The sequence below is a fragment of the Streptomyces sp. NPDC057249 genome (assembly GCF_042669245.1).
Taxonomy (GTDB): Bacteria; Actinomycetota; Actinomycetes; order Streptomycetales; family Streptomycetaceae; genus Streptomyces.
In genome coordinates this window covers 81,611-107,558 of sequence record NZ_JBHUXS010000020.1, presented here as the reverse complement: position 1 = coordinate 107,558, position 25,948 = coordinate 81,611, and the positions used below count along the sequence as shown (strand labels likewise).

The following is a 25,948-nucleotide window of genomic DNA, read 5'->3' as shown; positions in this document are numbered from 1 at the left end:
GCGTGCGTCAGGGCCCGTCCCGCCTGACCAGCTCCGGCTTCGTGAGCTGCATCGGAATGAAGATCGCCACGGCGTACATCCCCACGGTGAAGACGGTAGCCACGGCGCGCAGGAACACCGAGTCCCCGGGCCGGCCTGCCCCCCACACGATGCCCAGAACCGTGGCGAAGCAGAGAACCCACCAGCACATCAGCACCCGCCAACCGCGCAGGTCCTTGCGGTACTCGGCCACCTTCGCGGCCCGCGCTTCAGGGGTGTCATGCAGGATGCGGCCACGCCAGTCCCAGTAAGCGCTGCGCTGGTTGGAGGTCATCTCCTCCCAGTCGGCCGACTTCAACGGGATCTCTATGCCCTGCCGCCGCAGATAGGCGCTGCGGCGCTCGCCGCTCAGCTCGTGCCAGCCGACCGGCGGCTGCCAGGCCATGACCTCCCGGCTCCTCCTGGTCGTCATGGCTGAGAACAGTACCGACGGACCCCCGCCTCTGTACGAGGAACGTGCTCACGCGTCCCCTGCTGCTTAGCGGCCCGAGTCGCAAACCGCCGACGCGGTCCATCCTCCTGCGGATTCGTTCCCCCGAGAGGAAGGCTCCATCCCATGTCCGACAGCCCGTCCCGTCGCCGCTTCGGCGCCCTTGCCGTTGGTGTCGCCCTGATCGTCGTCGGCGCAGTCCTTGCCGCGTTCGCCGTGTTCGGCGGAGACCCGCAGGCCCCGGCGCCCACGCCGTCGCCGACGGCGAGCTGCACCATCTTCGACCCGCAGTGCGAGCCCACGGCCGGCACGAGCGGGCCGTCCCGTACCCCGCCGGCGCCCACCCCGTCACCGAGTACGCCGCCCGACACCAGCGGCGGGAACACTGGAGGCGCGGGCGGACTCTTCGGCGGAGCCACCGGCTGACCCGAACGCAGCAGCGCCGCGCCTCGTACGACGGAATCCTCGTACGGGGCGCGGCGTGTTGTCGGTGCGGGGTGCGACGGTGAAGAACATGACCGCCACGACCGCCGAAGCGGGGCAGGGAACGGGAACGCTGGCCGACGCGCTGCGGCTGCCCGTGTGGAACGCGCTGGCCGAACGCGCCGACGGGCTGCGCCGCGCACTCCCTGACCGTCCAGAGAACGCCGAGGAACGCTTTCAGTGGCTGCGGGCCCTGAGCCCCGCCCAGGCACGGCGAGCGGAACTCCTGGACCGCCTAGACGCCCTGTGCGGTCATCTCGCGGGCCGTCCGGCGCCCGGATACGCCCCGGACGATTCCCTGCCCGACGCAGCGCTGGAAGCTGCCGACGGGTTCTGCGGCGAGGAGACAGCCGAACTCATCGCCGCGTACCGGGCCGGACAGCGGGCGCGGCGTTGACGCGAGACCCGACGGAGATCGAGCGGCGCATCCTGGAGTTCATCCGGAGCGAGATCGCCGACACAGGCGAAGCGCCGACGATCCGGGAGATCGCGGCGGGAGTCGGGCTGCGCTCCCCCTCTACGGTGGCCTACCACCTGGGAAGGTTGGAGGAGGGCGGTTATCTGCGGCGCGAACGGGGGCGGAACCGGGCGGTTCGGCTCACGTAGAACCCCGGTGTGGTGGCCGGTCACGCAGCCGCCGCCATGGACCCGATCAGCAGCGCGGTGATGTGCGCTGCCTGGTCAACGAAGGGCGCACCGCCCCGCTGGAAGAAGTCGCTGCTGCCGGTGTTCTCCATCCACCACCGGATCGGCCACCGACGGTCAATGAAGCCATGGGACACGCCTACCCATGCGAGGAGACCGACTGTTCCCGGGAGGGGCAGCGGCAGTTCGAGCAAGGCGGCCCCGGCGCCGAGCGCGGCCGCCGAGGCGGCGACGTGCGTACCCGCGTGGGACAGGAGTGCGCGCCAGCCGGCGAGGGATCGCAGGGCCTTGTGCTCCGACTGCCAGTCCGTTTGGAGTGCGTAGTCGGACACCAGGTGAGCGCCGTAGAGCAGGATGAACAGGCTCGCGAACATGGTGGTGTGACCTCCCGGTCATGTGAATGAGGACGGCCCGCACACCAGAGGTGGTGTGCGGGCCGTTTGCTGTGTGCCGCCTACTCCCGTACGGCTCGAAGGAGTGGCAAGAAGTGGCTTCGATTGCGTTGCTGTGCGTTCTCGGGGCTGGTGGGGCTCGTGGGATGTGGGGCTTCCCACAGGGTTCGGCCGATTTGGTCCGTGCCGTGGGACTCGCGGGGCCGGCTGGGGCAGTTCCAGCCGCGTCGTGGCGCGCGCTGCGCGAGAACCCGCCACCCGGCGCCGCGCAGACTCGCACCGCTCTCTCCGGCCTGCGTGTACGTGACCAGCCGCGTGTAGCCGAGGGCCTTCGCCGCCCGCCACGCTGCGCCGTACAGCAGGCTGTTCGCGTTCTCCGTGCCGTCCGTCGCTGTGCGGGTGACTTCCAGGGTCTGCCCGTTGTCGAGCAGTCGGGCGACGGGGCGGCCGACCATGGCGACCGCGCGCAGCACGCCGGCGTCGTCGGCCGCGCCCACGCAGAACACCGCTCCGGGCGGGGGCTTGTGGTGGCGGTGCCACGCGGCGACGAACTCCTTGGCGTCCTTCTGCCGGACGGGTACCAGGTGGAGTCTCAGCCCCTTCGGAGCTGCGCGAGGGTTCGTCTGTGGCACGGGCGGCCTCCACGGTGTGCGGGGCGCTCTGCTGCGCCCTGGAAGGCGGCACCATGCCGAGTTCGCACCACTACCGTCTCCGGCGTCCCCCGGCCGGGCGCTCGGAGGGCTCCGAGGACCCCAGGACACTAGGCGGCCGGGGCGCCTACCTTCCGCGCCATGACGAAGACTGGTTCTCTCACCGTTGGCTGCCCGACCCATCTCAACGCGCAGAAGATCGCCCGTATCGCGAAGGCGGTGCAGAAGGGCCGGACCCGGGCGGAGGCTGCCGCGGAGCTCGGCATGCCCCTGGGGACGTTGCAGAGGTGGATCACCCAGGGCCGGCGGGTGCGTGACGCGGACGGGGCCGCCGCGACCGGCCTGGACCTGCTGACGCTGCGCCTGGTCCTGGAGCTGGAAAGCGCGGAACGCAAGCGTAGGGCTGTCGACCGGATCATGAGCGACGAGGATCTGGGCCGGGACGTGGCCGCGGATAAGAAGCCGCTCGGGCGTCCGGCGCTCCTGACGGACGACGTCGTGAACGTGGTGGCGCCGCTGGTAGGGAAGGGGCGGCTGGACGAGGCGGCGAAGGCCGCGGGTGTGGACAGGCGCAGTATCTCGCGGTGGCTGGCCCGGGGACGTGAGGTGCACGCGGACGGGCGGGCCCGGACCGAGTACGAGCGACGGTGCGGCATGCTCTACGCCCGGGTGGAGGCCGCACAGCAGCCGGAGGCCGTTCCCGCGCTCTCCCCGGGCCAGGGCGGGTCGACGAACCCGGGAGGGGGGAAGCGGGTGGTGACCGCCGAGGACGTGCGCGAGCTCGTGGCCGCGATCCGGGGAGGGGCGACGCGGGAGCAGGCCGCGGCGCGCATCGGGGTCTCGTACCGGACGCTGGCGCGGTGGCTCACTGTGGGCGCCCGGGTGGAGGCGGGGACGTACGAGAGCGACCACGAGCGGCTGTGCCGGGAGCTGCGCCTGGGCGTCGACCGGGCGGACCGGGACCGGAGGCGGCCGGTGGTGGTCGGAGAGTTGAAGATCGCGCGCGGTGGCTTGGCCGCCGCCCCGTCGATCGTGGAGGACAGGCCCATGGAGCCGGTCATCGTCATCGGCCGCCCGCGTCGCTTCCTGGGGCGCCTGATCGCGAACTGCCTCAGGATGCAGAAGACGCACCGTTCCTGACCTGCGAAAACAATCCACGTACGCCAGAGCGTATGAGGATTTCCCTCATACGGTGGAGCGCATCAGGTGCAGTCCTCATGCGCTCCACCGCATGAGGCCACGTACGCGACACCGCATCTGGCCTGATGCGGTGTCGCGTACGTAAACAAGAGGAACCCAACACAAACGAAAGAAGAAGACGAAGATCTTCCGTGGTGGGCCAACGGGAATCGCTGCGGACCCGGGCCGCTCCGGCGCCCTTCTCGGCCGGCAAGCGGCCTCACCCCGAGACGCTAACGATCACGAACGGCAGCTTCAGCAGCTCGAACACCGCTCCAGGCCGGAAGCCGAACCCGTCGGCTGACCGGCACGAACGAACGGACCCGAGCCCATGAAGCCCACCGTGATGAACGCCCTCGACAAGTGGCGGGAAGCCTCCGACCAGCTCCGCGCATCCGCCGTCAACGCCCTGGGCCTGGCCCTGCCCGGCCTCGCCCCGACCAAGACCCCCACATACTGCTGCCCGGTGACCCTCACCATCGACAAGCCGCACGTGCTCGGCAACGGCCGCGTCTGCGTCGATGACGACACCCGCGCCACCGTCGAGCTGGATGACGTCCCCAACGACGTCATCGCCGAAGCCGTCGATGCCATGTTCGGGATCGGCTGGTTCGACCAGGTCGACGGCCCCCTGACCGACGCAGCGCCCGGCGCGTACAACTACGACGACGAGCAGACCGGCGCGGAGTACGAGATCGTCCTCGGCAACAACGACACCCGCACCGGCCGCGTCTACGTCTCGTACGTCCCCGTCCCCTACGCCGCGGAACTTCTCGACGCGATCACCACCGCCCGCTCCCGTCAGGAACAGGAGGCGGCCGCCGGCTGACCGGCCCCGGGACGGTAGCCGCCCCGCACGTGCATGTTCCCGTTCTCGCTCCCGCCGCTCCCCCGCGGCCGCCACCGGCGGCCCAGCGCGCGGGGGCAGGACGGAGCACCCCACCGTGGCCCCTCGACGCCGCCGCACAGGCCCCACGGATACCGTGCGCGCTCTCGTGCACACCCGGGACGGCGGGCGTTGCGTCCGCTGCGACAGCCCCCGAGACCTGACCATCCACCACCGGGTCAACCGAGGCATGGGCGGCGCCCGCGAGGAGTGGATCAACCAGCCGCAGAACCTGCTTCTGGTCTGCACCGAGTGCAACGGCTGGTTCGAGGACCACCCGCGCGAGTCCTACAGCCACGGCTGGAAGGTGCGCCGGCCGATGCTGCCCAGCGAGATGACCGTCCTCTACCCCAACGGCGCCGAGTTCGTGCTTCTGCCCGACGGCACCCGCTCCCGCGTCACCCGCCCCCTCACCACCGGAGGCGCACGGTGATAGCCCGGCACATCCCCCTCACCTTCCGCTGGCACCTGCTCGTATGGCGCGGCGGGCCCCGCCTCGCCGTCAGGCCCCTCCGCGGCCGCGACTCCGGACAGGCCCAGATGATCGGCGCTACCTTCAGCATCGCCCGATTCACCCTCGCCGCCCTGAGCGTCCGCATCTACGACCACGGCATCAGCAAGCACTGGTGCCACGACTTCGGACGGTTTTCTATCGGAGGGTGGCGCAACGGGCGGCGCGTGCCGGTCAGTACCGGATGGATGCTCGCCAACCGCGACCCGCGGATCATCAGCGGCATCTCCGTCACCCTCGCGTCCCGCACCGTGTACCTGATCCGGTTGTGCACCCGTGCCGAGCACCGCGCCGATCTTGCCCGGCGACGTCAGGGCACGCGAGAACCGTGACCCGGTGGACATGGTGTACAGTGCCCGGTCAAGGACGTACGGCTAGGGGAGTCCCCTGCCATCAGCACCCGGAAAGGGTGCGCACCCGGGAACGGGCCCACCATGAGCAGCATCGATTACACCGCGATCCGCGCCAAGGCGAGAGCCGAAGTTGACGACGAGCTCGGCGAGATCATCGATCCGCGCGAGCGCCGCATGCTCGCCGAGGAGATCCGCGACCAGGCGTACATGGAAATGTCCATGCTCAGGGACGAGCGGCAGCAGCTCGTCGCCGCCGCGGCGCTCTACGAGTACGCACCGGACCTGCACGAGAAGTTCGGGATCGGCCGCACACACCTGCGACGCCTGACGATGACCTTCCTGCACAAGGATCTCGACCGCGAGCAGCAGATCAACCCGCCGCGGTGGCCGGCCGCTCCCGAGATCGAGTGGCGTCAAGCCGGGCGGCCCGAGACCATCCGGCCTCTGTCCGGGCGGGTCGAGGCCGCCCGCAAGGCCGGCCTTCCCCACCCGAAGGACGTCGTGGACCAGGCGGCAGCGATCTGCGCCCGGTACGAGGAAGCAGCCGCCCGTCGGCGCGCCGCCATCTCGCACCTGGGCGAGGCGGGGGAGGAACTGCGCACCGCGGGCGGCAGGGTCGATGTCGGCCGACTGGAGCGGCCCGACTTCGCGACCATCCGAGAGCAGGCCCGGACCGCGATGCTGGACGAGCTCGCCGCGGTCGACGGGTCTTCCGAGGAGCGCCTGCGGTCCGCGGCCGAAGCGGTGGACTACTGGGAAGACGCGGCCAGCGAGCTGCTGCCCAAGCGCGACGCCGCAATGTTCACGCTCGCCTTCTACACGACCGCGCACGGCGTCTACTACTCGGCAGGCATCAACCGCAACGCCTTCAATCGGGCCCTGGCCCGCGCACTGGGCTTGCCGGGCGTCCCGGATCTCCCCAAGCGCGACAGGCAGCCGGCCGCGGCCCGGACCGCGGGCGTGCGGTTCGTGAAGAACGCCGACATCAAGCTCCCTGAGATTGCGCAGGAGTATGAGGCAGCGAAGGCGCGGCAGGCCGCGGCGATTCAGGTCCGCAACGAGCTGATCCCCGTCCTGGCGGCTGAAGACTGGACAGCACCCCAGATCGCTGAAGCCATCGACCGCGACGGCAAGATCGTCCGCCGGCTACTGGCGGCCGCCGCCGAGGACGCGTAAAAAAGTTCCGCGAAACCTGTAACACCTGGCGGACTCACTCCGTCTATGGCTGTGAAGGGCACCGGTCCTTCACTCCGGTTGGTTGGTTCAACACCCACCCGGGGCGGCCCCAACCCCCCTTGGGGCCGCCCCACCCCCCTCAACTTCGGCCCCCGTTCCTCGATCAGGCACGCTTCCACCCCGCTCCCCTGGGCTGGTCCTGGCGATTCCTGGAGAGAGCGGGGGCCGAGGACGCACAGGAACACCGATGAACGATCCCGAGCGCCCCACCCTCCGGTACGTCGCCGGCCGTCCCATGCAGTGCAAGGACATCCCCGACGAAGCACTGGTCAACGCCGTCCGACGCACCCCGCAGCCCTACCCCGTCACTCCGCACTTCGTGTCCCTGCGGATGTCCTGGGACGTGCAGGCCGCACTGGAAGAGATCACCGGCCCCCTGCCCTACAAGCTGTTCCTCGCGAAGATCCGCAAGCTCTTCCACAAGGGCCTCCTGTGCGGCTGCGACTGCGGATGCCGCGGCGACTACCACCTGTCCCTGGAATGCCTGAACAGCACCCACGGATGCGGCTACCGCCTCTGACCGAAACCGCCCGGGACGGTAGCCGGGCACAACGGGCACCGTGCGCCCCATGGCTGCCCCGACCTCCCCGACTCCTGCCGTGGCCGCCGCGCACGCCGCCGTCGACAACCGTGCCGGCGTGCGGTCCCGCATCGCCTCCCGCGAAGCCGACCTGCTGCTCCGCGCCCCCGTACCGGCCCGGCGCGCCGTCCTCAAGACGCTCGACACCCACGACCTGAGCCACGTCCTCACCGAAGTCGAGCGGGAGACCGGCACCCTCTACGGACTGTGGGCCGACACCCCCAGCGGCTTCATCGAGGACGTACTGGGCGAGAGCATCTGGTCCAAGCAGCGCGACATCGTTGACGCGGTCCCCTCCCACAAACGAATCGCCGTCCCCGCAGGGTTCGGCGTCGGCAAAACGTGGATCGCGGGCAGGCTCGTCGCCTGGGCAGGCGCCGTCAACCCGCCCGGCACCATGGTCATCGTCACCACCGCCACCCGCTTCCGGCAGGTCCGCAACCAGCTCTGGCCCCACATCCGCAAGACGGTCGCCCGCGCCGGCCTGCCGGGCTGGTGCGACACCACCCAGTGGAAGGTGCCCGACGCCTACGGCAACGACGTCGTCGTCGCGTACGGCTTCACCGCCCCCGAGGGCGACGAAGCGGCCATGCAGGGCATCCACGGAACCCCGAAGCTCCTGATCGTCGTGGACGAGGCCGGAGGCATCGCCCGAAGCATCGGCGCCGGCACGAACAACCTCCTCACCGGCGACGCGCGGATGCTGGCCATCGGCAACCCGCCCGCCGACGACCCCCGCTCATGGTTCGAGGGACTGTGCGAAGAAGGCGAGGACCCCGAGGAACCCACCACAGTCACCGTTCCCATCGCCACGTTCGACTCCCCCGCGATCACCAAGGAACGCGTCCCGTACTGCAACGACTGCCCCCCGGGCGTGCCGCAGCACTCCCTCGCGATCCACCTCCCGGACATGGACTGGATCGACCGCACCATCAGGGAGTACGGAGAAGACCACCCCTACGTCCAAGCCAAGGTCTACGCCCGTTTCCCCAAGGGCGGTGGCGGCAAGGTCATCCCGATCACCTGGATCGAGGACGCGCAGCAGAACGAGGACCCCACCGGCCCCGGCTGGGTGCGCCTGTGCGACCTGGGCCTGCCCGGCGAGACCGCCAAGCACACCGTCAAGCAAGGCGCCTGGGTCCGCCTCGGCGTCGACGTCGCCGCGGACGGCGGCGACGAGTTCACCATCTACCGCATCGTCGGAGACGCGATCGAGCACCGCCACCACTCCAGCGGAGCCGCCAACGACAACCAGGTCACCGTCGCCAAGAAGATCCTGGAGGAGATCCACGCCGCGGAACGCCTGGCGCAGGCCCTCGGCTCCACCGCGAAAGTCCACGTCAAGATCGACAAGAACGGCCTCGGGCACGGCGCCGTCGGCATGCTGGAGGTCTGGGGGCAGAACGGCAAGCACCACAGCGAGATCATCGGCGTCATGGTCTCCGAGTCCCCCGACCGAGACGACCCCGGCGCCCCCATGCGACCCTTCCGCAAGCGAGACGAGATGTGGCTCGCCTCCCGGGCCCTGCTCCAGCCCGACCCCGCCACCGGCTCCGGCCGGCTCCGGCTCCGCGTCGACCGCCAGGCCGCCATCCAGCTCACCACCCCCAACCTCGGCAACAACGCCGGCGGCTACTCGGTGGTCGAGTCGAAGAAGCAGATGAAGGCCCGCGGCATGAAGAGCCCCGACCGCGCCGAAGGCATCCTCCTGGCCGTGTACGAACCACACGTCCGCCGCCGCGGCCTCATCGCCTGAGACGCAACGCCATCCAGCCCGGCACCGTACAACTCCGCCAACACCCCCGTTGGCGCACACTAAGGAGGACCCTTGCAGAAGGCCGTCGGACTCAACACAGCCGTCTATCGGGTGGGCGGCGACCCGGACAAGCCGCACGCCACCGTCTTCGTCAATATCTGCTCGCGGGGCGAGGATCTGCTCGGCCTCACCCCCGAGGAGCACGAGGCGTTGCTCCGGGGCGCCCTCGACGGTATGAGGGCCGCCGCACCCGACACGTACGACCTGGCCGGCACCCTCACCTATCAGGAGCACGTGCCCGTCACCGCCGGGACCGATCCGGAGCAGCCAGTCGGCGAGTAACGACACCTGGTGTGCCCCGGCTCTCCGGCCGGGGCACACCAGCCCGGTTTCAGGAGCACTTGACCGCCGCTGAAGGGGATGATGGGGCCGTGGACTACAGCCTTGTGACTGCCGCCGCCCAGGCCGGCGGCCCCTGCCCGCCCGGAGAGGAAGCGGCCTGGGGCCGCCGGGTTCAGGGCCTGGCCGTGGACCTGCACATGATCGCCGCCCAAGTCGCCCAGGAAACCGCCCGCCTGGAGAGCGCCGCGAAGTTCGTCGCCCTCCTGGAGAAAGTCGAGATCGAGGAGTCCAGCCGCCGCGGCCTGCTCACCCTGCGCACCGCGGACGGCAGCGCGGAGGAGATCCGTACGGAGCAGCAGGAGACCGACCGCGGCGGGCAGATGATCGAGCGGGCGCGTTCGCTGGTCGGCCGCTGGGTGCTGGTGTACCGGTACAACGAGTCCGTCGGCCGGCAGAAGTCCGTGCGGATGGTCGCCCACCTCATGGACATGGGCGAGGGCGTGATCGCGGTGAACATCGCCAAGAACGTTCTCCTGGACGCCGCCGGCGGGGACGCCGCGAAGGCGCGGGCCGCATGGGAGGCCGCCGGGCTGCACGACGCCGGGACCGTCACCACTGTCGAGCTCGACAAGGCGCGGGCCGCACTGAACTGACCCCGGGTACGCCGAAGGGCCCCCGCCAGGCGAGGGCCCTTCTCCTTTTCCCTGAAACGGGTCCTGACGCGAACTCGAACACAGGGTCATGCGCGTCCGAAGACGAATGCGTTGCGATCCTCAGCCCTGGGCGCCACTGTCCTCCCGTGGAGGCCCCCTGTTGCCAGGGAAGATCGCCGGGTTCCCCAGGGCTTCGGCGACAAGAACAACGTAGCAGGGCCGGCCGACGGGGAAGGCCCCTTTCGCTCGGAAGGGTGACACCGGCCTCGGGGAACGCGGCCGGTAACCTGTACGCCCTTGCGCCGGAAGGACCCGTTATGAGCACTGCCCGTTCCACCGTCGTTACCTGCACCCTGTGCGGCACGGCCGTTCCGCGCCCGGCTGACGCGCAGTGGGCGCCGTTGTGGGATGAAGGCTGGCGGTGGCTGGGGTCTCAGGATCTCTACTCGTGTCCTGGCTGTCCGCCGGTGATTGTGGTCGATGAGCAGGGGCAGCATGTGGTCGGCCCCGGACTCAGTGAGCCGCACGCCGCAGTGGACAGGTAACAGCAAACCTAGCGACCGGCACCCACTCCAGGCCCGAGGTCCCCCTGCGGGCGGTCTTGGGTCCGGGATGGACCGTACCGAACCAAGCCGGACCGGACCGGTCCGACACGGACCATGGCTCACGCCGCACCCGACCGGCGGGCCCCGGGTTTGGGGTGAGAGGCGCTAGTTTGCTGTTACCGCGAACTGCTCCTCTGCGGGATGCGCCGCGTCGTACTGGGCCACCGTCCAGGCGATGGCCTGGCAGGTGTAGAGGAACCAGTAGTCGTACTCCGTGAACTCCCACTCAGTGGTGTCGAAGCGGAAGCCGTCGAACTCGAACGCAGCGAGCGCGGCCCTGGCGCCGGCCTCGGTCTCCAGGTCCGCGTTGCTGTAGCGGTCGAACAGCTCCTCCTCGACCTGCTCGGCCAGACCCGGGTGACTGGCCTCGGCTTCCAGGGTCGCCTGCTCGATGTAGGCCCGCACCCGGTCCTTGGCGTACGCCTGGACGTTCCGCTCGCCGTGGGGCTGGACCTTCTCCGCCCAGTAGCGGACGTCGATGCTCCATGCGGGCCCGTACGGGATCGTGCACTTGCGGAAGAAAGCGAGCATGTCCTCGTCGCGGCGGAAAATGTAACTGCCGGTGTGCCCGGTGATGGCCAGCGCGCCGGGCCAGGTCATCACCTCGAACCAGCACGCGGTGGACCTCGGCAGCCGCACCTCCAGGTGCCGATAGAGACCATCCTTGAGCCGGACGGTCACCTCGCGATCCATCGAATCGGCGGCGAACCGCTCGCTGACCTCCGCGATCCGCGCCTTCAGCTCGGCTTCCGGGTCGATCGTGCTCATGCTCTGCTCCTCTATCTCGGCCCCGGCGAGAACCGCCCTGGGGACTACCCATCCAGGTAACGAGTGCACAGGAAGCCGGTAATGCCGTCCGCCGGGCCGCATACCCTGCATACGTGAGCCAGACCCGAACCGCCCTCGACGCCATCACCGGCTTCCTGGAGCAGCTGCGCGTCAAGGGCTTCGCGTTCGAGACCCAACGCGTGCGCGGCGCCTTCCTCGCCGAGTACCTGGAGCACGCCCAGAACGCGGAACCCGCCCCCCTCGCCCCGCTGAGCGCCGACGAACTGATGGAACTCCCCCGCGCCCACGCCTGGCTCGAAGACGCCGCAGCGGGGCGCACACGGCGCCGCAACACCCTCTCCGGCCCCAACGCCCGCTCGGCCGCCGCGACCAACCGCGTCCGGATCATCACCTACAACGTGTTCGCCGAGTACGTGAGCACCCCCTGGCGCCTGGAAGTCCCCCCGAACATCACCGGCGAACACCTCGACCCCGACGAAGCCGCCCAGGTCGTACGCCGCCTCGCCGTCGAACGCCGCGGCGCCACCGCCGCCGTCGCCGTGCGCACCGCGGCGCTCGCCGCGCTCGTCGCCGAGACCGGCCGCACAGTCGCCCAGCTCGCACCGCTGTACACCGACGACGTCCAGCTCCAGCACCAGCCGCCGCGCATCCTCCTGGCCGCCAAGCTCACACACACCCTGACCCCCGAGACGGCCCGCGTCCTGGAGCGGTGGATGCGACAGCGCGCCGGCATCATCGCCTCATCCCTGCAAGGCACCGACCCCGGACACCTGTGGATTCCCACCCAGCCGGGCCGACCCCGCGGCGAACAGCCCACCCCGCCCGGCCTGGAAGCCGCCGCGGTGCGCACCCTGCACTCCGCGCACCGCCGGCTCGTCCTCGACCTCCTCGGCCGCCCAGTGCGCCCGGGCGCACTGCGCACCGAGCAGGGCCCGTGAACGCCAGGCACGCAGCAGGCCCGGCACCGACGGGGGGCGGTGCCGGGCCTGTCCCGACTCTACGGGGAAAGCCGCTCCTGAAGTGACGCCGCTGCTGTATCGAGAGCCGCGTGAAGCTGCGGCAGCAGGGACAGCGCAGCGGCAATCTGCTCGGGTGACGCCTGGTAGTCCGCCTGCACAGCAGCGAATGCCTCCGGGGCGGTCATCGGGATCAGCCGGTAGCGCCACAACGCGCTTGCGCGCCCGGTCGCGTACCGCTCGGTCAGCATTTCGATCGGAGAGAGAGACGAATACGCCCCCTTGTCCCACAGGAGGCATGCGAGCCCTTCCTGGGTGGCTTCGCGACAGATGGCGTCCCCATCGCCGAACACCGAGGACTGCCGCTCGGCGTTCTTGACCAAGACCGCCGACATGAAGCGCTCGCGGGCGTCGCGCGGGCCGGGGTTTTTCATGCTGTCCAGCAGACGGCGGACCTGGTACACGTTGACGTCGGGGCGATATTCGTCCTGGATCGGCTCTCCATCGCGGAGGAAGCGAATAGCCGCGGCCGCGTACGCCTGGTCGCTGTACTCGCGGCGGAAGCCGACACCCTCAAGGACTTCCTTGTCCAGCTTTGCCGCCGCACGCCGCAGTTGCGCCTCGGTGGGCCCGTCCCGCCACTCGATCACCCACACCTTCGGCCGGGAGTACGGGTCCAGCTCCGCTGTGACCTCGCGGCCGCGCGGCAGCCCGTACTGCTCGGTGAGCTTCCATGCGACCTTCCGCAACCGTTCGGCTCGCCGGGGAACAGCGGCCATCAGGCGTCGTCCCCGAGCAACTGCTTCCTGAACTCCTCGTTACGCTTCTGATCGGCTTGGATCTGCGCGACGGCCTGCTCGTTCTCCAGCTTTTCGATGGGGAACATCTGAGGTCCGAGCCGCCCGCCGTAGCGCTGGGCGTACGCGGTGATGAGCTGCACCGTACGGTGCGTGTCCACGATCGGATCGCGGTACACCGAGCCCTTCTCGCCGTCTTGGAACGTCACCGGCTCGCTGATCTTGCGCTCGAAGGTGTTCAGCGCAGACCGCAACGATTCGATCTTCTCGTGCACGGAGCGCCAGTTCCCGTCCTCGGCGTACCCGATCAGCGCGGAGATCCGGTCAAGCACGTACGCGAAGTCCTCTGCTAGCACGGCCTCTCGATCCGTGGCGCCGAGGATTTCGGTGAGGTGGGGCTGGTCGGTCATCACGGGCCCTTCGGTGCTGTCCAGTTAGAACAGTCAGCCTTTCACGGACGGCTCAGGAACGAGTACACCATCCAGTTTTCACCCATCGTTCTCGCCAGACCTCAGCCGCTGGCAGTGGCTAGGCTTTCGGTATGCTTCGAGGACGGCCGCCGGCGTAACGCGCGCTGATCCCCGTGTCAGCTACCAACTGAAGGGCATCAGGTCGTCGTCCAGCGGGGCCTGTGAGCCCGGCGGGAACGGCGGCTCAGCCGAATATCCGGCCCCCTCCCCCGACAGTGGCCCCTCGTCGTCCGGACAGTCGCATACGTCGCTGTTGTGCTTCCAGCACAACGGTTCCTCCCGGGGCCCTGACAACGATGGGGTCAGAGCCATGAAGTCCATGTCGTCCGGCTCCGGCCGCGGTTCAGTCGTCATCCGCAAGAACTCCCCACTCCAGCGCTCCTTCAGTCCTTATCCGGCACCCAGTGGAACACCTCGGTGCCGTTCTCATCGGCCTCTTTCACGTATGTGCCGGCTCCGAGAGGCGTGCGCATGGCGATCTGATCCATGAAGGGGTCCGGGTTCGTGCCGCCGTCGAAGGGGCCGCCCACGTACTTCGCGCTCATGCGCCGAGCGTACGGCCGCCGCGCGGCAGTGCCCGCCGAGGCGCACGCCGTCGGGGGCGGTCGTCGCGCTCAACGGTCACCTCCTGGTCCTCGACACCGGGCGGGGTCACAGGCGCTTCCAGGAGCAGTACCTCCATGAAGACCCGGGCGCCGCCGTCGCGCCGGTTCGGTACGACGGACACGTTGCCGACGACAACCTCCCCGGACGCCTCCAGCGCCCGCTGCACGGCCTCGGCGGTGCGCCGTGCCTTGCCCGGGTCGGAGTCCATGATTCGCAGCGAGGACATCAGGCGCTCACCTTCGACGGGCCGGCGCCGTATCCGTCGACCGTCCAGGCAGCCCGTTCCCACACCGGCTCGGTGCCGTCCGCGATCCGGTGCAGCAGGCCGGCCATCGACAGCCCATCGAACGCCAGGTCGAGCGAACGGGACCACGGCATGGGCAAGTCGCCGCGCCACTCCCATGGGGCGCACGCGTTCCCTGACGAGTGCGGGGCGGTCCACCCGAACCATCCGGCCCAGATCCGGGTGACGCTCTCGTTAGCGTGCGAGGAAGGCGCGGCCCATGGGTGCAGCGGGTCGCGGCCGGAGACGACGGGCCCGGAGTTCGGCAGGCGCAGCAGGGCGTGCGGGTACCGGTTGTGCGGGCCCATGAAGTCGGGCTCCTCGACCACGCGGCGGCCCTCCAGGAGCGCGTCGAGCCGATCGAGGACGGACCCGCGTTTGGGACTGCCGTACTCCCCGGCCTCGGCGGTGTAGAGGACCTGGCGGTCGCGCACGCCGACCACGGCGACGCCCTGCGCCTCGGGGAGCGAGTCGGGCGCGACGTCCACGACCAGTAGCGCGGCGCCCGGGTCGGCGACCAGCTCACGCGCGAGGGCCTGCGCCTGGTCGTGCTGTTCCCACAGGGTCATTGCGTAGCGGCATGGGACGCAGAGTCGGCCCTTCCCGAGCGGTTCTTCCCAGCGTTCCCCGCACCGCCGGCACTGGTACTGCAAGGCGCGGGCCTGGTCGAGCACGGCGCGCTGCGCGGGCGAGACCCGGCGCTTGGGCACTGCGGCGGCGACCTCGAACAAGGGGGCGTAGCTGTTGCTGTGGTAAAGCACCTGACCAACCGGGCCGGCCCCCGGCTTGAGCGGCGGGTCCATGCGGGCGAGCTGAGTCCTGGTTTGCAGGCCGGCTGGGACCTGATGCCAGCGGGTGTACCGGATGAGGTCCGGGATCGGGGGAACGTAACTGGGCAACGCAAGCCTCCTTATGCGCTCTACTGAACCCAATAAAAGCATCTCGCGCCACGAAATCAAGGTGAATTCAAAAAAGCACCCAGAAAGGGTGATCGGCTCCATCCGGAGACCCTTATAACTGCGCGCGCGAGCCGGACTCTCTGGTATTAAGGTTAATACCTATAGGCGCTCCTTCGACCTCTCGCCTGATGAAGGGCCTGTTCAGGAGGCCGGCGCAGGATCTTCGTCCGGCGGCCAGGGGCCGTATCGCTCAAGAGCCTCGCGGACGATCCGGGCGGCAGAGAACACTCTCTCGACCAGGGCGTCCCGCTGTTCCCGCTCCTCCTCGCTGTAGCTGAGGGAGTTGTACAGCAAGCCCAGTTCTTCCAGCTCCTCCAACGGCGCCTCACTCACCCGAACCGCGGTTGCCCGCAGCTCATTGACCAGGGAAGAAGGGAGGTCGTAAGTCCTTACGACGAGGCGCCCCCGCCCCTTGTAGTTCTTGCCGATTCCCCTGCCGGACAGGGATGCTTCCTCTTCCTCGGCCGTGGTCAGCGGCTCCCAAGGGCCGCTCAAATCGTCCTCGGCCAGCCGAAGGCGGATCGCGCGTTCCACGTACTCGTCCAGCGTGGGCCACATCGCCGGCCGCTGGCGACGCGCCTCCAAGCGGGCCTGCGCCCGGGTGATCTTCCCTTTGCTCTTTCGAGCCAATTCCAAAGCCCAAAACTCCATTTCGCGGCGCTGCTTCTTCCGAATAGCGGTAAAGCGAGATGCGTGACGAGCGTCAATCGCGAATGAGCAAGTCTTCCGTTGCTCTTCGTGGCGCACTTCTTCTTTCAAGGTTAATACCTTATCTATTAAGGTTAATAGCCTGACCTTGCAGGGCGCGAAGCCCCGCCCCATCCAACGACGGCACTACTGCAACGGATGCGCCTTGATCCAGTCCGTGAGGGCCCGGCCCTCCATCCAGATCAACGGCCGCGCCTCCAGCCAACCGTCGGTGTCGGACTCACCAACCGGGACGCCTGCGTACGTCTCCACCCGGTCGATGATCACGTACGCCTCGGAGTAGAAGCCCTTCGGCGCGTCCGGGTCCGCGTTCATCGCCTTGCGGATCTTCCGGACGTCGTCCACGAAGTCCTGGAGGCGAATCGCGCAGCCGTCCGGGTTCTCTTCGACGTCCGCCCCGTTGAGACACCTGATGTCGTGGGTCTGCCACCACGCCATGGTCTCGTCCCACTGCGCCTTGACCGGCACCGCAGGCGTCTTTTCCGTCGGGCTCGCGTTCGGCGCCGGCTTCGCGTCCGCGTCTGCCTGCGCGCTGCATCCTGCCGTACCGGTCGCTACCGCGGCCATGAGCAGCGCGGACGCCGCCCCTATCCCCCACCCCTTGATCATGGGCGAGATCATGCCACGGCAGCCGTCCGGGCGCCCTGCGTTCGGCGTGGCCCGGAAGGGGTGTCCGGCCGCATTCTGGTAGAACGGGGGTTCGAGAGGATGCGCCATGACAACACCCACCCCCACCAAGAAGTCCACCGCGCTGACTTGCCCGCCGTCGCAGGTCGGACTGTGCGCCCGCTGCCAGCAGCCTTGCCACCGCTACGGCTTCGGCGGCAACCCGTTGTGCGTCACCTGCCGCTCTGCCGTCGAGGCCGCGCGCAGCAGGAAGCCGAAGACGTCAGCCTGATTCAGGGCAGCGAACGCCGCGGCGGCCGCGGGGAGAATGCCGCCCGCGACCGCCGGTACTTCCTGTCTCTACGCCCTCGCTCTGCCAGTGTCCCGGGCCGAAGGCGTCCCCCTCACCCGCCGACCGTGACCGGCGCCGAGTCCGTGACGGCCGCCGGCGCTTCGCCAACCGGAAGCCGGGGCACCGTGCGGAACGCCATCGCCCTCCCCTGCTTCCCGGCCTCCTCGACCCACCCTCTGCGCCGCCACTGCGCGAGGGGGCCGTTCACGGACGACCGGGCCGCGAACTGCGGCAGGCCGAGGGCCACCAGGTCGTCCACAGTAATGCCGCGCGGCCCGGCTTTCTCGACCGCCTGCCACAGCGCCGCATGCCGCTCGTCGGCGATCTCCGAACCGTCCGGGAACGTCGGCACCGCACGCAGCAGCGGCCGGCCCCCGCCAGGGCCGGAAGGGGGCACAGGCGGGCGCGGGGGCGTCGGGTCGTCCTCCGGGTCCGGTGAATGCTCCGGATGCCCGCGGGCCTCCGTCTCGGCCTCCTCGCGGGCGTAGCGGTGGCTCGTCGCGGTCACATCGTCCTCGGTCATCCAGTACGCGCGGGCGTCGACCGGGACCTGGTGCTCCCGGTCCCAGCGCAGGAACTTCCCCGCAAGGTCGAGTTCGTCAAGGCACCAGCCGTCGCCGTAGGCGCCGGGCCCGAAGATGAGGTTGGACGTGGTCGACTCCTTGGCGCCCAGGCCGATGCGGACCTGGTACTGCTGGCGGCCGTCCGTGGAACCGCCGAAGACCTTGTTGCTCGGGGACTGGGTCGCGCACACCAGCGTGACGCCGGTGTACCGGGCGACCTGGAGCAGCGACTCGATCAGCTTCGCGGCCGCGGGCACGCGGCGGATCAGCTCCGCGAGCTCGTCAATGAAGACGAACCACGCCGGGCCGTGCTTGCCGGGAACCCACTTCTTCTCGCCGAGGCTGGAGAGCAGCGCGCCGCGGCGTTCGACCTCGGCCCAGACCGTCTTGAGCAGCTGCATGGCCCGGCTCGGGGTGTCCGCCAGTGCGAGCGCGGAGTCGCGCCACGGACCGAACTCGACCGCTCCGGGCTTCATGTCGATCAGCAGGGCCTCGGCGTCCTCACAGGCCACCGCATACGCGATGAGGACGCTTTGGATGCCCGACTTCCCGTTGTCCGTCGCCCCTCCGATCAGGGTGTGGTTGTAGAGCAGCGGGATCGTCACCGGCTGGCCGTATGCGTCTACGCCGAGCACGGCCGGCTCCGTGCACGTCCTGGTCGACGGGCCCGGCCAGGCGATCGGGGAGGCGAGCGGGTCGGACTCGTACAGGTAGGCCACCAGCTCGTTGTCCTGCTCCCCCTTCGCCAGGCGCAGCTTCCCGGGAAGGCCGAGGTTCGTGGCCAGCTGGTCGCGGCGGGCGATGACCTTGTGCGGGGCCGTGTCCCGGCCGGGCGGGAGCACGATGACCGCCCGCCACCCGAAGCGGGTGTACTCCAGCGCCGTCACGTCCACGGCCGGCACGGACAGCATCGCGACGAGGGCCTGCATGAGCGCGGTTTCCTCGCGGGTGGCCCCGGTCAGGCCCGGCGCGAGGGTGTTGGTGCCCAGGCCCTGCGCGGTGACGCCGGCCTTCGCGGCCTTCACCTGGAGCGCGAGTTGTTCCCGGCGGGACCGGACGAGCCACGGCACGTACACGGTGTACGTCCCGCCGGTCACGAGGGAACTGGCGATCAGGGACGGCACGGACGGGCCGAGCGTGGCCCCCATCCAGGCGTCTGCCATGACGGCCATGCTGCTGGCGCCCGCCGTCGCCAGGCCCTTGTGCCGGTGCTTCAGCGCACCGACGGTGAGCACGGTGGAGGCGGCCAGGGCGGCGCCGTAGGCGCCGTGCTCGGCACGGCTCACGTCGCTGAGGTGATGTAGCCAGGACAGTCCCGTCAGTCCCGTGAAGGCGGCTGCGGGGGCGAGTTCGAAGCGGCGGCTCACGCACCAGCGGCATGCCCGGCCCAGAGCGTGCGCGGTGCCGAAGGCGGCGCGCGAGAGTATTGAGTCATGCGGAGGCACAGCAGTCTCCCGGGAAGTGACGTGACGAGGGCGGCGAAGGAAACCGCAGGTCAGAGGTTCGTCACGTCACATGAGGACGTGCAGGCGGAGCCGAGAGTGGAAACGGTGACGCGAGACATGGGCATGCCCTTCCGGTCGTCGGAGCGTGGAGGCCGCGAGCGCTCGCTCGTGCGCCGCAGCCGGCCGGGCCGAAGCCCGGGTATGAAGTTATGGAAGCAGCCTACCGGTCCAGTGGGATGTATCCCTCGCCCTCGGCCCACACTTCGTAGCTGCCCGCCGGGACGAAATCCTGACCGGGAAGCGCCTCGGGCCAGTTGCCGGGGTAGGGGAACTCGCACTCACCGTCCCAGATCAAAGTGCTGATGTTCAGGGGGTCCGGGCCGGCGCCGCAACAGCGGACCAGTTCCTCAACGACACACCGCAGGGCGGCCTCACGCGCCTGCGGATGGGTGCCCTGCCATTCCGCCGCGGGGACCAGGGCGCGCGCCTGGCGCCCCCACCGGCCCCGGGCCGTCGCCACCAGAGCCAGCATGCGACCGGGGTCGCTGCCGTAGTCCGTGAGCATGTCTCCGGTCAGCGGATACTCGTGGCCGCCGACCGACAACAGCGTCGACACCGGCCCGCACGGAAAGGGGCGCCTGCACGGGCCTTCGACCGTTTCCGCGCAGAACTCGCAGATTCCTGCCGCGCCGGAGAGGGTACGCCGGACCTGGCGCACTGCGAGGCACCGCGCCTCAACAGGCAAGGCTGCCCAGTGCAGGCCGGAGAGCGCCACCTGGGCAGTCGTTACCTGTCCACCCGCGCGAACACGGGCCTTCACCACCCAGCAGTCGGAATCGTTCACGGCCGCAGCTCCAGAATCAGGGTGGTGGCCTTCTCCCAGCAGTCGCCGCAGGGGTGGCCGTCCGAGCCGCACACGATGTCTGCGACGCGCGGCAGGAGCCGCGTGTTCAACGTGGGGCTCTTGATGAGCCGCACGGCGGCGTCGGCCTTCCGCAGACACGAGTTGCAGGACTTGACCTTGCCCTCACGCCGGCCGCAGACCGTCAGGGACGCCGAACGCAGCACTTCGCTGCGCTCGGCGGTGGTGGCTGTGCTCACGATGTCTCCCGGAGCACAGCCCCCTGCCTGAATACCGTGCCGGCGGGCGCCGACGCAGGGGGCCGTGCACAAGATAGACGGAGTGACCCGCCAATTCGTTACACCGCGGCGTACGGGTCCGGCAGCGGCACCGCCCGCACCCAGCCGTCCGGGCCCTCGTACTCCATGTCGGCTGTGGCGTGCACCTTCCATGGGGCTGACTCGCCGTCCAGGCGCACCGCGAGGTACTGGCCGCTCGTGTCAATGATGGTGCCCAGGCGGCCGGCATGACGGACCCGCAGTCCCAGCCCCACCCGAACACCGATCCGCTGCTCCAGCCGGTAGTACGACCGGATGTGATCCAGGTCGGAGCGCTGGCGCTCGGCGGCCGCGAACAGCGACTGACACGCCCGGCGCCGGCACCGTACCGGCTTGCCCACCTCGTGCGCCTCCAGGACCAGGTCGTCGTTGAGCATGATCCTGCCCGGATCGCATGCGGCCCCCAGGTCTCCGAGCGACCCTTCGCTCCGTGTGTTCAACCCCGTCGAGAACACAGCCACATGGGCCTGCTTGTCTGTACGGGTGTTGGGACGGCTGAAGAAGGAGGCGTCCCGAAGCAGGGCGGCGAGTTCGCCGCCCCACAGCACCGGTGCGCCGTGCGGCCCCCCGAACTTAGCCGCGTTGTCCACAGGGGCGGGGCGCCGCTCCATCGGCGTGAGCACACTCATTCGACCTCGCCCCATCCGGCCTGGACGACGTTATCCATGTATAGCTGGACGATCGGCTGCATGGCCTCGGACTTCTGCTCATCCGTCATTCGGTGCCAGCCGACGGGGACCTCTTCCGCGTCCAGCTCGTACGTCTCCGGGCTCCCCGAGGCCATGCCCACGAACACCGTGATGCGCGGACCGTCTGTGACCGCGCCCTCGGGCGTCTCGTTGCCGGGCTCTTCGCCCGTGTCGTCGTTCACTGGTCGTCTCGCTGCGTTTCGGGGTGAAGCAGGCTGTCGGGTCGGCAAGTTGGGCCTCGCTCGGCACTTGTGTGAGCGTGCCACGGCACCTCGCAGCGCCAAGGGGTGCTGCTCTGCTCGGGTTCCAGTTGCATGGGTTCAGCCTTCCGCCGCAACGGTGAAAATGGGCACGAGTTCGGCCGCCATTCGGTACCCCTCGACCTTCTTGTTCTGGGGCTTCTCGCGGCCGTAGTCCGCCGTAATGGGCGCGGGCATACCGCTGGGCCACAGACCGTCGACCACGCCCTTGGTCAGGGTTTTCGTCAGAGAGATGGAGGGGCCCGCGAGGTCGCGGCCCATGTCGCGCAGGTCGCTCGCTGCACGGTATCCCCCGCCGTGCAACACGTCGTTGAGGAGCGTGCGGACGGGCGGTGTGGCGATGCGGACGAAGTCCTTCGCGCGCTCGACGGTCCATTCCCGGTCCGTCTCCACGGTCAGCTCGTCGCGGTGCTCGGCGAAGAGCGCAAGCAGCTTCTCTTCGAAGGCGGCCGATCCGCCCTCGATGACCAATCGCATCCTGATCCTTTCGACAGAACTCACCCGATAAACCACCCAGATCCTATGTCACCGGGTAGTCTATCGGGTAGGTACTGGCGCGCCTTCTACTGCGCAAGGACCCTCAACGCTCAGTTAGGTAACCCTTATCCAGTATTCTGCCTGGAATACCGGATAGCCAAGAGAGTGGGGGAACGGATGATCGGAAACCAACGCGCGGAAGGTCCGGACGAGGTCGGCTCGAACGGCGTGCCGCCAGCTGACCGCCTCGCGCACCTCGGCCACATCGAGCATCCCGTCGAGACGTACACGATCATGAGACTCACGCCGAACACCATGCCTGTGCCTGACGACGCCGACGAGTGGGTCGCTGCGTTCGGCCGGGTCCTCGCCCCTGGGAACCTGCCCGGCGGAGACGCGAAGACCAGCACCATCAAGATCATCGGCACTGACCCGCAGAGCACCGCAACTCACTGGGCCCCCGACTGGCCTTCGGTGATCTGTGGCGAGCGCACCGAACGGGGATGCTGCACCACCCCCGTGGGGCAGCCCGAGCCTGGGTGCCCGAACACCCTCAACCACCAGGGAGCAGAGCGGCCGTGACTACACAACAGCCCTCGGGCACAGACTCTTCCACCCCTGAGTCCGCAACCTCTGGCCCCGCTCAAGACGCCGAGAAGGCGGCTCGCCCCGCTCCGCGGCCGGACTTGTCCTACGCCTTGGTGGACAACGGCGTGGACTACCTGGTGAGTGTCTTCCAGCACCTGACCGGCTCGCAGCCTCCGGACTCCCACGCACTCAAGTACACGGTTCTGCACCTCCAAGCAGCCACCGAGGTACTGCTCAAGGCCGCGCTCTCCCACGAGCACTACAGCCTCATCTTCAACGATCCGTTGCAGGCGACCAAGGAGAAGTGGAAGAGCGGCAAGTTCAACAGCTGCGGCATTCTGGACGCCTTCGACCGGCTTTGCAACGTTGCTGGGCTGAAGCTCGACGCTGGCCACCGCACGAGGATCAAAGACCTCACGGAACACCGCAATGCCCTCCAGCACTACGGCCTGAAGCACAACGCGTACGCCATCGAGTCCCGTGCGGCGCGCGTCCTTGAGTTCCTGCTCGACTTCATTCACGACCACCTCATTCCGGGCCTCGAACCCCATGAGGCCGAACGTGTTGAGGAGAGCATGGACTCCTTCCGGTTGCAGCTCAAAGCCATTGAGACACTGGTCAAGCAGCGCATGAACAACCTGCGCAGCACGCTCGCGAAGTTCGCCGACGTGACCGTGCAGTGCCCCGACTGTGAGCAGTGGGCCATGCTTGCGTACAACGGCGAGGAGGGCCCCCGCTGCCTGTTCTGTCACCAGATATGGCCGAACGATGCGCCGTCCGGCGCCGCCAACTACGCATGGATCATCCTGGGGCAGGACGAGGTGACCGCAGTTCAGGACGGCGGTGATCCCCCTGTGGTTGCCTGCCCAGAATGCGGCGTGTCTGCCCTGGTCACGGAAGCAATAACCGCGGAATGCCGCCCTCAAGCGACAGGTCTGTGCTTCGCGTGCGGCAACACCTTCGGCCACCTGGTCGACTGTGAGTTCGGATGCGGCACCGTGCTCAACATCTCCCCCGACGACGTCGAAGCGCTGCGGATCTGCTCCGACTGCATCGGCAACCAGTTCGGCCGCGACTGAACCCCACCTCCGCGCCCGCACACCAACAGTTCACGTGAAAGGACCCCCGTGAGCACCGGACACAGCCCGGAGACTGCCCAGCGGCCGGCCTCCAGCATTGACGCGTTCGAGGACATGCGAGCGCAGCTCACCACCCTGCACTCCTTCCTTCGAGCGAGGACCGCGGAGACCCCAGTCGTCACGCCGCAGTTCCACCAGTCCCTGGGCTATGCCCTGGGGTACGCCGAGGGGTGCCTGGAGAACCGCGACGTCGTCGGCGCCGCACGCCAGCTCGCATGGATGCGCAACGAGGCGAAGCGTTGGGCGGAGCACCCAAACTTCCCTGCGGAGGCCCGGCGATGACCGAGCAGCGACCCGAGCGACCGGCCGCCCCGAACGAGGCAACGGCCGCGGAGTGGGCGGACTTCCTGAAAGCCCGAGTGATGGACGAACTGGCGGCCGGTGAAACTCTCAACACTTTGGGCTGGTGGGGCTTGACCGAGCCGGGCGCGCGCCGATTCGGCGTGGAGGCGATGGGCGGCCGGGTATTCGCGCCGATCCTGACCGGCTCCGGGCACTTCGTGGACCAGGCCACCGCCATACACATCGTCCGCAATCAGCCGCAGCGCACGCGCAGCGACCTCTTGGCCAAGTTGATGTTGGTCAACCTGCTGCACGCCCAGATCGCCGAGGAGGAGACCCCGCTGGCCGGTCCGCTCCGCATGGTGGTTCAGCAGTTCGCCGAGCCGTTCATCGACCATCCCGACCACCCCGAATACGAGCCGCCGGAGGAGTCGTGAGCACGGAAGCCGAAGCCCGTCCCGTCCGCTCCGCAGATACGGACCGGGGCCTCGACGTCGTCCAGGCCGAGTTGGTCGACGGCCGCGGTCCAGCGCCGGCGGCCGCCGCAGCGCCGCGCTACCTCGTCACGCAGCACACAATGCTCGGGCCCAACGAACTGCCTCCCCTCGCCGACGAGCGCCCGCCCTGGGAGGACCAGGACTTCCGGCTCTCCGAGGAAGACGTCGCCGAGCTGGAACAGCCCGACCTTGCGGACAACACGATCATCAACCGCGATGCCACGACCCGCGCGTTCGAGGAGTGGTGCGCGGCGCAGAAGCCGCCGCGGTGGGCGTACCCGTGCACCACGGCGACGTACACCTCCTACGGCTTGCACTTGATTCGACGGGGCAAGGCCGGCGAGTTCGTCCCGGACACCGTCGCTCAGTACATGTCGCGAATCTGGAACTGGCAGCCGGTGGACTACAGGCCCGACCCCACTCGCTTCAAGGGCCGTCTGCGCGTCTGGAAAAAGGAGTGGGTGAAGGCCGGCGGCGAGGTTGACCGTGCCGCCGCCGTCACGATCGAGTACAACGTTCGGATCATCGCCGCCATCGATGAGAGCACGAACATCGGAAAGCGGGACGTCTTCCTGGCGGCGCTCGCCTATGGCAACCTGCACCGCGAGATGGAGCTTGCCGACCAGCTGGTCAAGTGGGTGAAGATCCACGACACAGGGTTGTTCGTGACCACCGCGTCGTCCAAGACCGACCAGACCGGAAAGGGCGTCGGCCGGTTCATCAAGGACCGTGGCGACCTCCAGCTCGTACGACGGGCCCGCGCGTGGAAGGCCGTCCTTCGCGAGCTCGGCGGTGACGGCCCGAACGATCCGCTCTTCCGCGCCCTCACCACTCAGGGCACGTTCCGCAAGTACCGGGAGGGCCGGAAGCGAGGCGTGCACATGGGTGAGGGCTCGTTGAACGAACGGCTTCAGACTCTCGCCGAGCGGGCAGGCGTGCCGTATATCGACGGCAAGAAGGTCCGCTCGCACTCGTGGAGGGCTGGCGCGAACACCGACATGGCCGAGAACGGCGTATCGCTCCTGGAACGGAACAAGGCCGGACGCTGGGCACCCGGCTCACACACGGCCGACACCGTCTACGACCGACGCCACAACGCTGGAACCCGCGACCCGCTCAGCGCAGTACCTGTGTACGGCGGAGCCGCCCACGCAGCCGTCGCCAGGGCCCGAGAGGAAGCGGGCGAAGGCTGAAGGGCCATTACGCGGCCACGGCAGCTGGCCCCTCGACCTCGTCGGGGAGCTCCCAGCCTTCAAGATCGAGCTGTTGCTCCGTACGGGCCCCGAGCCGGGCGCGCACCAGGAGCTGCGTGTCCGGCAGGGCGGCACGTGTCAGGCCGGTGGCCATCATGACGACCCACGTCTCCACAGGGACGAGGATCTGCCCCCGGTACCAGTCCGGCAGGACTACGAGGGTCGTACGGCAGCCGGCACGAACCACGATCGCGGTCGTCGGCGTGTGCGGCAAGAAAACGGTCACCGGTACCCCTTTGCGCTGTTCTGTATGTGGGGGTGGGGAAATCATCCCCCCTTCACCTCTTCAGCACCAGGGCCGGAAGCAGCC

General features: G+C 69.0%; 37 protein-coding genes. 19 read left to right on the top strand and 18 right to left on the bottom strand.

Translation table 11 applies throughout. The features are described 5' to 3' along the window. Window positions 1-7 precede the first annotated feature (7 nt). Complete coding sequence (locus tag ACFUJY_RS29615; RefSeq protein ID WP_383305355.1) at window positions 8-451, bottom strand: hypothetical protein; 444 nt, start codon at window positions 449-451, stop codon at window positions 8-10. A 144-nt stretch (window positions 452-595) separates the two neighbouring features. Between ACFUJY_RS29615 and ACFUJY_RS29610 the strand changes: the two genes are divergently transcribed. The 3 genes from ACFUJY_RS29610 to ACFUJY_RS29600 all read left to right on the top strand — a co-directional run bounded on the left by ACFUJY_RS29610 (window position 596) and on the right by ACFUJY_RS29600 (window position 1,558). Next, entirely contained in the window at window positions 596-895 is a 300-nt protein-coding gene (locus ACFUJY_RS29610; RefSeq protein ID WP_383305353.1) for a hypothetical protein, read from the top strand. Between the two features lie 88 nt (window positions 896-983). Beyond that, window positions 984-1,349 carry a hypothetical protein gene (locus ACFUJY_RS29605; protein ID WP_383305351.1) on the top strand — a complete coding sequence of 122 codons (366 nt, stop codon included), beginning with the start codon at window positions 984-986 and terminating at the stop codon, window positions 1,347-1,349. Beyond that, window positions 1,346-1,558 (top strand): winged helix-turn-helix transcriptional regulator, encoded by a 213-nt coding sequence (locus ACFUJY_RS29600; protein WP_383305349.1) that lies wholly within the window; start codon window positions 1,346-1,348, stop codon window positions 1,556-1,558. The genes ACFUJY_RS29605 and ACFUJY_RS29600 overlap by 4 nt, the downstream gene beginning before the upstream one ends. 20 nt (window positions 1,559-1,578) lie before the next feature. On the opposite strand, the gene ACFUJY_RS29595 is transcribed toward ACFUJY_RS29600, so the two are convergent. Together ACFUJY_RS29595 and ACFUJY_RS29590 are read right to left on the bottom strand one after the other, a co-directional pair. Then, entirely contained in the window at window positions 1,579-1,971 is a 393-nt protein-coding gene (locus ACFUJY_RS29595) for a DUF3307 domain-containing protein (RefSeq protein ID WP_383305347.1), read from the bottom strand. Window positions 1,972-2,051: 80 nt separating this feature from the next. Then, window positions 2,052-2,621 (bottom strand): XF1762 family protein, encoded by a 570-nt coding sequence (locus ACFUJY_RS29590; RefSeq protein ID WP_383305345.1) that lies wholly within the window; start codon window positions 2,619-2,621, stop codon window positions 2,052-2,054. Window positions 2,622-2,780: 159 nt separating this feature from the next. Here ACFUJY_RS29590 and ACFUJY_RS29585 point away from each other — a divergent pair, with 159 nt between their 5' ends. The 9 genes from ACFUJY_RS29585 (at window position 2,781) to ACFUJY_RS29545 (ending at window position 10,135) form a co-directional block, all read left to right on the top strand. Continuing rightward, a complete protein-coding gene (locus ACFUJY_RS29585) occupies window positions 2,781-3,779 on the top strand; it encodes a hypothetical protein (protein ID WP_383305343.1) in 999 nt (332 codons plus the stop codon). A gap of 370 nt (window positions 3,780-4,149) precedes the next feature. After that, entirely contained in the window at window positions 4,150-4,647 is a 498-nt protein-coding gene (locus ACFUJY_RS29580) for a hypothetical protein (protein ID WP_383305342.1), read from the top strand. Window positions 4,648-4,801: 154 nt separating this feature from the next. Next, entirely contained in the window at window positions 4,802-5,137 is a 336-nt protein-coding gene (locus ACFUJY_RS29575; RefSeq protein ID WP_383305340.1) for an HNH endonuclease, read from the top strand. After that, window positions 5,134-5,547, top strand: coding sequence for a hypothetical protein (locus tag ACFUJY_RS29570; protein WP_383305338.1), 414 nt, complete (start codon window positions 5,134-5,136; stop codon window positions 5,545-5,547). The genes ACFUJY_RS29575 and ACFUJY_RS29570 overlap by 4 nt, the downstream gene beginning before the upstream one ends. A 102-nt stretch (window positions 5,548-5,649) precedes the next feature. Further along, on the top strand, window positions 5,650-6,744 hold the full coding sequence (locus tag ACFUJY_RS29565) for a hypothetical protein (RefSeq protein ID WP_383305336.1): 1,095 nt from the start codon (window positions 5,650-5,652) through the stop codon (window positions 6,742-6,744). A 247-nt stretch (window positions 6,745-6,991) separates the two neighbouring features. Next, window positions 6,992-7,324: a hypothetical protein gene (locus ACFUJY_RS29560; RefSeq protein ID WP_383305334.1), complete on the top strand. Its 333-nt coding sequence runs from the start codon at window positions 6,992-6,994 to the stop codon at window positions 7,322-7,324. Window positions 7,325-7,373: 49 nt separating this feature from the next. After that, a complete protein-coding gene (locus tag ACFUJY_RS29555) occupies window positions 7,374-9,140 on the top strand; it encodes a hypothetical protein (RefSeq protein ID WP_383305332.1) in 1,767 nt (588 codons plus the stop codon). Window positions 9,141-9,212: 72 nt separating this feature from the next. Next, window positions 9,213-9,482 (top strand): hypothetical protein, encoded by a 270-nt coding sequence (locus ACFUJY_RS29550; RefSeq protein ID WP_383305330.1) that lies wholly within the window; start codon window positions 9,213-9,215, stop codon window positions 9,480-9,482. An 89-nt stretch (window positions 9,483-9,571) separates the two neighbouring features. After that, window positions 9,572-10,135 carry a hypothetical protein gene (locus ACFUJY_RS29545; protein WP_383305328.1) on the top strand — a complete coding sequence of 188 codons (564 nt, stop codon included), beginning with the start codon at window positions 9,572-9,574 and terminating at the stop codon, window positions 10,133-10,135. Between the two features lie 710 nt (window positions 10,136-10,845). On the opposite strand, the gene ACFUJY_RS29540 is transcribed toward ACFUJY_RS29545, so the two are convergent. Beyond that, on the bottom strand, window positions 10,846-11,508 hold the full coding sequence (locus ACFUJY_RS29540; protein ID WP_383305326.1) for a hypothetical protein: 663 nt from the start codon (window positions 11,506-11,508) through the stop codon (window positions 10,846-10,848). A gap of 113 nt (window positions 11,509-11,621) precedes the next feature. Between ACFUJY_RS29540 and ACFUJY_RS29535 the strand changes: the two genes are divergently transcribed. Beyond that, window positions 11,622-12,467: a hypothetical protein gene (locus ACFUJY_RS29535; RefSeq protein ID WP_383305325.1), complete on the top strand. Its 846-nt coding sequence runs from the start codon at window positions 11,622-11,624 to the stop codon at window positions 12,465-12,467. A 59-nt stretch (window positions 12,468-12,526) separates the two neighbouring features. On the opposite strand, the gene ACFUJY_RS29530 is transcribed toward ACFUJY_RS29535, so the two are convergent. From ACFUJY_RS29530 to ACFUJY_RS29500, 7 genes are all read right to left on the bottom strand, one after another. Beyond that, window positions 12,527-13,264 carry a hypothetical protein gene (locus tag ACFUJY_RS29530; protein ID WP_383305323.1) on the bottom strand — a complete coding sequence of 246 codons (738 nt, stop codon included), beginning with the start codon at window positions 13,262-13,264 and terminating at the stop codon, window positions 12,527-12,529. After that, window positions 13,264-13,692: a hypothetical protein gene (locus tag ACFUJY_RS29525; protein WP_383305321.1), complete on the bottom strand. Its 429-nt coding sequence runs from the start codon at window positions 13,690-13,692 to the stop codon at window positions 13,264-13,266. The genes ACFUJY_RS29530 and ACFUJY_RS29525 overlap by 1 nt, the downstream gene beginning before the upstream one ends. A 443-nt stretch (window positions 13,693-14,135) precedes the next feature. Then, window positions 14,136-14,297, bottom strand: a complete 162-nt coding sequence (locus ACFUJY_RS29520; protein ID WP_383305319.1) for a hypothetical protein — start codon at window positions 14,295-14,297, stop codon at window positions 14,136-14,138. Next, a complete protein-coding gene (locus tag ACFUJY_RS29515; RefSeq protein WP_383305317.1) occupies window positions 14,294-14,584 on the bottom strand; it encodes a hypothetical protein in 291 nt (96 codons plus the stop codon). The genes ACFUJY_RS29520 and ACFUJY_RS29515 overlap by 4 nt, the downstream gene beginning before the upstream one ends. Continuing rightward, a complete protein-coding gene (locus ACFUJY_RS29510; protein WP_383305315.1) occupies window positions 14,584-15,444 on the bottom strand; it encodes a hypothetical protein in 861 nt (286 codons plus the stop codon). The genes ACFUJY_RS29515 and ACFUJY_RS29510 overlap by 1 nt, the downstream gene beginning before the upstream one ends. A 297-nt stretch (window positions 15,445-15,741) precedes the next feature. Continuing rightward, complete coding sequence (locus tag ACFUJY_RS29505) at window positions 15,742-16,359, bottom strand: hypothetical protein (RefSeq protein ID WP_383305313.1); 618 nt, start codon at window positions 16,357-16,359, stop codon at window positions 15,742-15,744. Window positions 16,360-16,434: 75 nt separating this feature from the next. Then, window positions 16,435-16,917, bottom strand: coding sequence for a hypothetical protein (locus ACFUJY_RS29500; protein ID WP_383305312.1), 483 nt, complete (start codon window positions 16,915-16,917; stop codon window positions 16,435-16,437). Window positions 16,918-17,023: 106 nt separating this feature from the next. On the opposite strand from ACFUJY_RS29500, the gene ACFUJY_RS29495 reads away from it, so the two are divergent. Further along, the gene (locus ACFUJY_RS29495; protein WP_383305310.1) at window positions 17,024-17,206 is read left to right on the top strand and encodes a hypothetical protein; all 183 of its coding nucleotides are present in this window, start codon (window positions 17,024-17,026) and stop codon (window positions 17,204-17,206) included. Window positions 17,207-17,318: 112 nt separating this feature from the next. Here the strand turns inward: ACFUJY_RS29495 and ACFUJY_RS29490 are convergent, their stop codons facing one another. The 6 genes from ACFUJY_RS29490 to ACFUJY_RS29465 all read right to left on the bottom strand — a co-directional run bounded on the left by ACFUJY_RS29490 (window position 17,319) and on the right by ACFUJY_RS29465 (window position 21,879). Further along, window positions 17,319-19,115 (bottom strand): FtsK/SpoIIIE domain-containing protein, encoded by a 1,797-nt coding sequence (locus ACFUJY_RS29490; RefSeq protein ID WP_383305308.1) that lies wholly within the window; start codon window positions 19,113-19,115, stop codon window positions 17,319-17,321. Window positions 19,116-19,494: 379 nt separating this feature from the next. Next, a complete protein-coding gene (locus ACFUJY_RS29485; protein ID WP_383305306.1) occupies window positions 19,495-20,118 on the bottom strand; it encodes a hypothetical protein in 624 nt (207 codons plus the stop codon). Continuing rightward, window positions 20,115-20,375, bottom strand: a complete 261-nt coding sequence (locus ACFUJY_RS29480) for a hypothetical protein (RefSeq protein ID WP_383305304.1) — start codon at window positions 20,373-20,375, stop codon at window positions 20,115-20,117. The genes ACFUJY_RS29485 and ACFUJY_RS29480 overlap by 4 nt, the downstream gene beginning before the upstream one ends. A 98-nt stretch (window positions 20,376-20,473) precedes the next feature. Continuing rightward, window positions 20,474-21,082: a hypothetical protein gene (locus tag ACFUJY_RS29475; protein WP_383305302.1), complete on the bottom strand. Its 609-nt coding sequence runs from the start codon at window positions 21,080-21,082 to the stop codon at window positions 20,474-20,476. After that, window positions 21,079-21,324 (bottom strand): hypothetical protein, encoded by a 246-nt coding sequence (locus tag ACFUJY_RS29470; protein ID WP_383305301.1) that lies wholly within the window; start codon window positions 21,322-21,324, stop codon window positions 21,079-21,081. Before ACFUJY_RS29470 ends, ACFUJY_RS29475 begins: the two co-directional genes overlap by 4 nt. A gap of 138 nt (window positions 21,325-21,462) precedes the next feature. After that, complete coding sequence (locus ACFUJY_RS29465) at window positions 21,463-21,879, bottom strand: hypothetical protein (RefSeq protein WP_383305299.1); 417 nt, start codon at window positions 21,877-21,879, stop codon at window positions 21,463-21,465. A 177-nt stretch (window positions 21,880-22,056) separates the two neighbouring features. On the opposite strand from ACFUJY_RS29465, the gene ACFUJY_RS29460 reads away from it, so the two are divergent. The 5 genes from ACFUJY_RS29460 (at window position 22,057) to ACFUJY_RS29440 (ending at window position 25,578) form a co-directional block, all read left to right on the top strand. Continuing rightward, on the top strand, window positions 22,057-22,461 hold the full coding sequence (locus tag ACFUJY_RS29460) for a hypothetical protein (RefSeq protein WP_383305297.1): 405 nt from the start codon (window positions 22,057-22,059) through the stop codon (window positions 22,459-22,461). A 131-nt stretch (window positions 22,462-22,592) separates the two neighbouring features. Next, the gene (locus tag ACFUJY_RS29455; protein ID WP_383305295.1) at window positions 22,593-23,546 is read left to right on the top strand and encodes a hypothetical protein; all 954 of its coding nucleotides are present in this window, start codon (window positions 22,593-22,595) and stop codon (window positions 23,544-23,546) included. Window positions 23,547-23,660: 114 nt separating this feature from the next. Next, the gene (locus tag ACFUJY_RS29450; RefSeq protein WP_383305293.1) at window positions 23,661-23,888 is read left to right on the top strand and encodes a hypothetical protein; all 228 of its coding nucleotides are present in this window, start codon (window positions 23,661-23,663) and stop codon (window positions 23,886-23,888) included. Beyond that, window positions 23,885-24,325 carry a DUF6221 family protein gene (locus ACFUJY_RS29445; protein ID WP_383305291.1) on the top strand — a complete coding sequence of 147 codons (441 nt, stop codon included), beginning with the start codon at window positions 23,885-23,887 and terminating at the stop codon, window positions 24,323-24,325. The genes ACFUJY_RS29450 and ACFUJY_RS29445 overlap by 4 nt, the downstream gene beginning before the upstream one ends. A 71-nt stretch (window positions 24,326-24,396) precedes the next feature. Next, window positions 24,397-25,578 (top strand): hypothetical protein, encoded by a 1,182-nt coding sequence (locus tag ACFUJY_RS29440; protein WP_383305289.1) that lies wholly within the window; start codon window positions 24,397-24,399, stop codon window positions 25,576-25,578. A 7-nt stretch (window positions 25,579-25,585) separates the two neighbouring features. Here the strand turns inward: ACFUJY_RS29440 and ACFUJY_RS29435 are convergent, their stop codons facing one another. After that, on the bottom strand, window positions 25,586-25,864 hold the full coding sequence (locus ACFUJY_RS29435; RefSeq protein WP_383305287.1) for a hypothetical protein: 279 nt from the start codon (window positions 25,862-25,864) through the stop codon (window positions 25,586-25,588). Window positions 25,865-25,948: the final 84 nt, after the last annotated feature.